The 5,115-nt window shown below is 74.9% G+C and carries 4 protein-coding genes; all 4 read right to left on the bottom strand.

Annotated elements, in window-relative coordinates:
• Positions 1-44: 44 nt before the first annotated feature.
• A complete protein-coding gene (gene fgd, locus ACTIDRAF_RS31090; protein WP_016701318.1) occupies positions 45-1,076 on the bottom strand; it encodes a glucose-6-phosphate dehydrogenase (coenzyme-F420) in 1,032 nt (343 codons plus the stop codon).
• A gap of 114 nt (positions 1,077-1,190) precedes the next feature.
• Complete coding sequence (locus ACTIDRAF_RS0224535) at positions 1,191-1,820, bottom strand: cell division protein FtsQ/DivIB (protein WP_016701317.1); 630 nt, start codon at positions 1,818-1,820, stop codon at positions 1,191-1,193.
• Between the two features lie 212 nt (positions 1,821-2,032).
• Positions 2,033-3,568: a UDP-N-acetylmuramate--L-alanine ligase gene (gene murC, locus ACTIDRAF_RS31085; protein ID WP_016701316.1), complete on the bottom strand. Its 1,536-nt coding sequence runs from the start codon at positions 3,566-3,568 to the stop codon at positions 2,033-2,035.
• Entirely contained in the window at positions 3,565-4,710 is a 1,146-nt protein-coding gene (gene murG, locus ACTIDRAF_RS0224525; protein WP_016701315.1) for an undecaprenyldiphospho-muramoylpentapeptide beta-N-acetylglucosaminyltransferase, read from the bottom strand. Before murG ends, murC begins: the two co-directional genes overlap by 4 nt.
• Between the last annotated feature and the right edge of the window lie 405 nt (positions 4,711-5,115).

Raw genomic sequence — 5,115 nt, 5'->3', positions numbered from 1 at the left:
GGGCACGGCCGCTGGCCCGCGGGGAGCGCGGGCCGCCGGCTCCGTCAGCCGGTGGTCGCCGCCGGGAGGGGCCCCGGAGTCAGGTCCCGCAGTCGGGGCAGCACCCGCTCCGCGTACAGCTCCATGAACCGCGCCTGGTCGTTGCCCGGAGCGTGGAACACCAGGTGCGTGAACCCGAGGTCGACGTAGCGGCGGATCATCTCGACGTGCTCGTCGGCGTCGCTGGAGACGATCCAGCGCTTCGCCGCCTCCTCGGTGGTCAGCGCGTCGGCGAGCCGCTCCATCTCCCGGGGGTCCTCGACCCCGACCTTGGACTCGGCGGGCAGGCCGAGCGCGGCCCAGTTCCTGGTGTCCGCCAGCGCCCGCTCGTGGTCGGTGTCGAAGGAGACCTTCACCTCGATCATCCGCTCGATCTCCCGGGGGTCGCGCTGGGCCTTGACCGCCCCCTCCACCAACGCGGGCAGCAGCGAGTCGCGGTACAGCTCCTCCCCCTTGCCACTGGTGCAGATCATGCCCTGGGCGGTGCGCCCGGCGTACCGGGCCATCCGGGGACCGCCGGCGGCCAGGTAGATGGGCAGCGGCGTGTCCGGCCGGTCGTAGACCGTCGCCTTCGAGGTCCGGTAGTACTCGCCCTCGTAGGTGACGAAGTCCTCGCGCCACAGCTTCTCGATGAGGTCGACGGCCTCGCGGAACCGGCCCAGGCGTTCGCGGTACTCGGGCCACTCCACCGCCGTCGCCGGCACCTCGTTGAGGGACTCCCCCGTTCCGACGCCGAGCAGCACCCGGCCCGGGAACAGGACGCCGAGGGTGGCCACGGCCTGCGCGACGACCGAGGGGTGGTAGCGGAAGGTCGGCGTCAGGACACTGGTGCCGATCGTGATCCGCGACGTGCGTTCGCCGAGCGCGCCGAGCCAGGCGAAGGAGTAGGGGGCGTGGCCGTCGGTGTGCTTCCAGGGCTGGAAGTGGTCGCTGACCATGACGCTGTCGAAACCAGCCTGCTCGGCGAGCACCCCGAACTCCAGGAGTTGGCGGGGGCCGAACTGCTCCGCGGACGCCTTGTATCCGAGCTTGACCATGTGCTGATCCTTCCGCGTCGGGTGGTGATCGTCATCCTGACGCCCCGATTCTCGCCTTCCCGCGCCACCCCGGCTCGCCCGGCGCGGCGCGGGTGCCCCGTGGCGCCGTCGGGGTCAGCTGACCGTCGGCAGCTCCGGGGCCCGCACGTCGTAGACCTCACCGTCCTGGGTCAGCAGGGCGGCCAGCGTGGCGGCCTTCCGCTCGGAGTCCCGGGTGTCCCCCCAGCGGGCCTCCCGGCCCAGGCTGAGCCGGAGCCGGATGTCGGTCGCGGTCGGCACGGCCACGGCGAGCACCTCGCGAGCGACCTCGGGGGGCAGGGTCTCCAGCACCCGCAGCCCCGCCAGCGTCGGTTCGTCCCCCGGCCCGGGGTCGGCCACGTCGAGGACGGGCACTTCCGCGGGTTGGGCGGCGACCGGCGCGTAGGGACGGCCGGTGCGGTCCACCAGCCAGAGGCCGTCGTCCCACCGCACCACGGCCTCCGGCGTCCGCTCCGTCACCGAGATCACGGCGGTGTCCGGCCAGGACCGGCGTACGGTCACCTCCGCGACCCGGGGGATCTCCGCGATCCGCGCCTCGATACCCCCGGTGTCCAGCCGCAGGATCGGGACGTCGGACTCGATGGCGGCGGCCCCGAGGACCTCCTGCCGGGTGAGCTCGTCCAGACCCTCCACCTCGATCGTCCGCAGGGGCAGCACCGGCGTGTAGAGCAACACGGCGGCCGAGGTCAGGCCGAGCAGCAACACGACCGTCAGGCCCCGGGGAGTCAGCAGGCTCCGGAGCCGGAGACGGCGGCGAGGTCGGCGGGTGGGGCTCCGGCGCGCGCCGGGACGGCGGGGCACGTGGCGCCGGGTGGTCTCCGACCGCCCGCCGCGCCGGTCACGCGTTCCCCGCGTGCTCGTGCCGCTCCTGGCGCGGGCGGAACCGCTCCCCCGCCCGCCGCGCCCACCCGCCGCCACTACCGGTCCGTTCCCGCGCCGCCCAGCGTGAGCGCGTCGATCACCTCGGGGCCGAGCATCGTGACGTCCCCGGCGCCCATGGTGATCACGAGGTCGCCCGGCCGCGTCAGGCCCGCCACCAGCGCCGGCACCCGTTCGAACGAGGGTTCGTAGTGGACGTGTTCGGGCGGGAGGGGCACGGCCTCGGCGATCAGCGCGCCGGTCACCCCGGGCCTCGGTTCCTCCCGGGCGCCGAACACGTCGAGGACGAACACCTCGTCGGCCAGGCCGAGCGCGGTCCCGAACTCGGGTGCGAACCGCTCGGTCCTGGAGTACAGGTGCGGCTGGAAGACGACGACGAGCCGGCCCTGCCCCGCCACGCCGCGCACCGCCTCCAGCTGCGCGCGCACCTCGGTGGGGTGGTGGGCGTAGTCGTCGTAGACGCGGACCCCGGAACTCTCGCCCTTGAACTCGAACCTGCGGCGCACCCCCCGGAACCCGGCCAGCCCCGCCAACAGGTCCTCCTCCTCGCCACCGGCCTCGATGCCGGCGAGGAGCGCGGCGACCGCGTTGGACCCCATGTGCTCGCCGGGGACGGCCAACCGGACGTCCAGCCGTCGGCCGGCCGGACGCTCCGAACGAACCTCGCCGCCGTCGGCGGCGGCGCCGTCTCCGGCGATCGGGGTGGGCCCGGGGCCGGCGAGGACCTCCACCGTGGTCACCCCGCCCACCTCGTCCGGTCGGTGGCCGAGGATCCTGGCGTCGCCGGGGGCCGTCACCGTGGTCCCGTAGCGGCGGACCCGGACCCCCCTGGCCGCCGCGCGGTCGCCGAGCGCCGCCGCTCCGGGGTCGTCCTGGCAGACGATGAGGACCCCGTCGGCGGGCACGCGGTCGACGAACTCGTCGAACACCGCGACGTAGGCGTCCTCGGTGCCGTGGTGGTCGAGGTGGTCGGCCTCCACGTTGGTCACGACCGCCACTGACGGCTCGAACACCAGGAACGACCCGTCGCTCTCGTCGGCCTCGGCGACGAAGATCCCGCCGGTGCCGTGGTGGGCGTTCGCCCCCGACTCGTTCAGGTCGCCGCCGATGGCGAAGGACGGGTCGACGCGGCACCGTTGCAGGGCGACGGTGAGCATCGAGGTGGTGGAGGTCTTGCCGTGCGTGCCCGCCACGCACACCACGCGGTGGCCGCGCATCAGCTCGGCCAGTGCCTCCGCCCGCCGAACGACGCGCAGGCCGCGGCGGCGTGCCTCCGCCAGCTCCGGGTTGTCCTCCCGGATCGCCGTGGACACCACCACGGCCGTCGGGTCCGCCCCGAACTGGTCGAGGTGGGCCGCGTCGTGGCCCACGCCGACCCGCGCTCCCTGCGCCCGCAGCGCCAGCACCGTCCGCGAGTCCCTGGCGTCCGAGCCGGACACCTCCGCGCCCCTGGCCAGCAGGATGCGCGCGATACCGCTCATCCCGGCCCCACCGATCCCGACGAGGTGCACCCGGGACAGCGGTCCCCCCTCGCGGGTCGGGTCGTGCCGCCCGTCCCTGCCTCCGCCCGTCACCGGCGTGCCACCTCCAGCACCATGTTGGCCAGCTTCACGGCGGCTTCCCGGTGGCCGAAGCCCTGCGCCGCACTGGACATCGTGGCGAGCCGGTGGCCGTCGAGCAACAGCGGGATGACGGTCTCGGCCACCTTCTGGCTCGTGAGGTCCTCGTCGGCGACGAGGAGTCCGCCGCCGGCGTCCACCAGGGGCCGTGCGTTGAGCGCCTGCTCGCCGTTGCCGTGCGGCAGGGGGATGAACACGGCGGGCAGGCCCACCGCGGAGATCTCGGCGACGGTCATGGCTCCGGACCGGCAGAGCACCAGGTCCGCCGCGGCCAGGGCCAGGTCCATGCGCTCCAGGTAGGGGACCGCCACGTAGGGCGGAGCCCCGGGCACCGACTGCACGGCGAGGGTGTTCTTCTGGCCGTAGGCGTGCAGGACGCCGACTCCCGCCCTGGCCAGTTCGCCGGCGGCCCCGCCGACGGCCGTGTTCAGCGACCGCGCCCCCTGGGAGCCACCGGTGACCAGCAGGGTGGGGGCGGTGGGGTGCAGCCCGAAGTGCTGCCGGGCGTGGGCGCGCAGCGCCGCCCTGTCGAGGGAGGTGATCGACTCGCGCAGCGGGATGCCGACCACCTCCGCGTTGGGCAGTCCACTGCCGGGGACCGCCGCGGCGACCTTCGTCGCGAACCGCGCGCCGACCTTGTTCGCCAGGCCGGAGCGGGCGTTGGCCTCATGCACCACGATGGGGACACGTCCGCGTGCCGCCAGGTAGGCGGGCAGCGAGACGTAGCCCCCGAAACCGACGACCACGTCGGCTCCGACGCGGGTGAGGACCTCCTTGGTGCGCCGCACCGAGTCCCGGACCCGCAGGGGGAGCTTCAGCATGTCGGGGCTGGGCTTGCGGGGCATCGGCACCGGGGGGATGAGCTCGAGCGGGTACCCCCGGGCGGGGATGATCTTGTTCTCGAGTCCCCGTTCCGTGCCCAGCGCCACCACCCGTGCCGTCGGGTCGAGGCGCCGGACGGCGTCCGCTAACGCCAGCGCCGGCTCGATGTGGCCGGCGGTGCCGCCGCCGGCCACCACCACGCACAGCCCGGCGCGGGCCGGCTCCGCGCCGGGGTGGTGTCCGGGCTGCCGGTCACCGGCCCCGTACGGAGGCATCTCTGGACCACCAGGACCGCCATGACCGCTCAACAATGACCTCCCCGTTCCGACCGGGCCGCACCGGCTCCGGTGTCCTCGTCCGACGTGCGCGTCCGCCGCGCCGTACTGGTCGCGGTGGTGCGTCGGCGCACGTCCTTCTCGTGTGTGTCGTGTTCGCGTCGTCCGTCGTCTGGTGTGGCCGGGCGTCCCGGGTTCTCCACCCTCCCGGCCTGGTGGTGCCCGGTCAGGGTGACCGGCGTCCCCGTTGCCGGGGTCCGCCGCCGCTGTTCCTGGCCGGGGTGGTCCGCCGGCGGCCCGCCGTGGCCGGGGCACCGCCGCCGCGACGGGCAGCCGGGTTCTGCCCGGTCCGCCGGGGTGGTGCCGACGGCCCGACCGGCCGGCGGCGGCCGGCGGGGGGGCGGG

The organism is Actinoalloteichus spitiensis RMV-1378 (assembly GCF_000239155.1).
Taxonomy (GTDB): Bacteria; Actinomycetota; Actinomycetes; order Mycobacteriales; family Pseudonocardiaceae; genus Actinoalloteichus_B; species Actinoalloteichus_B spitiensis.
Note: the sequence above shows the minus strand (reverse complement) of the source record. Positions and strands in the feature narration are given on the sequence as shown.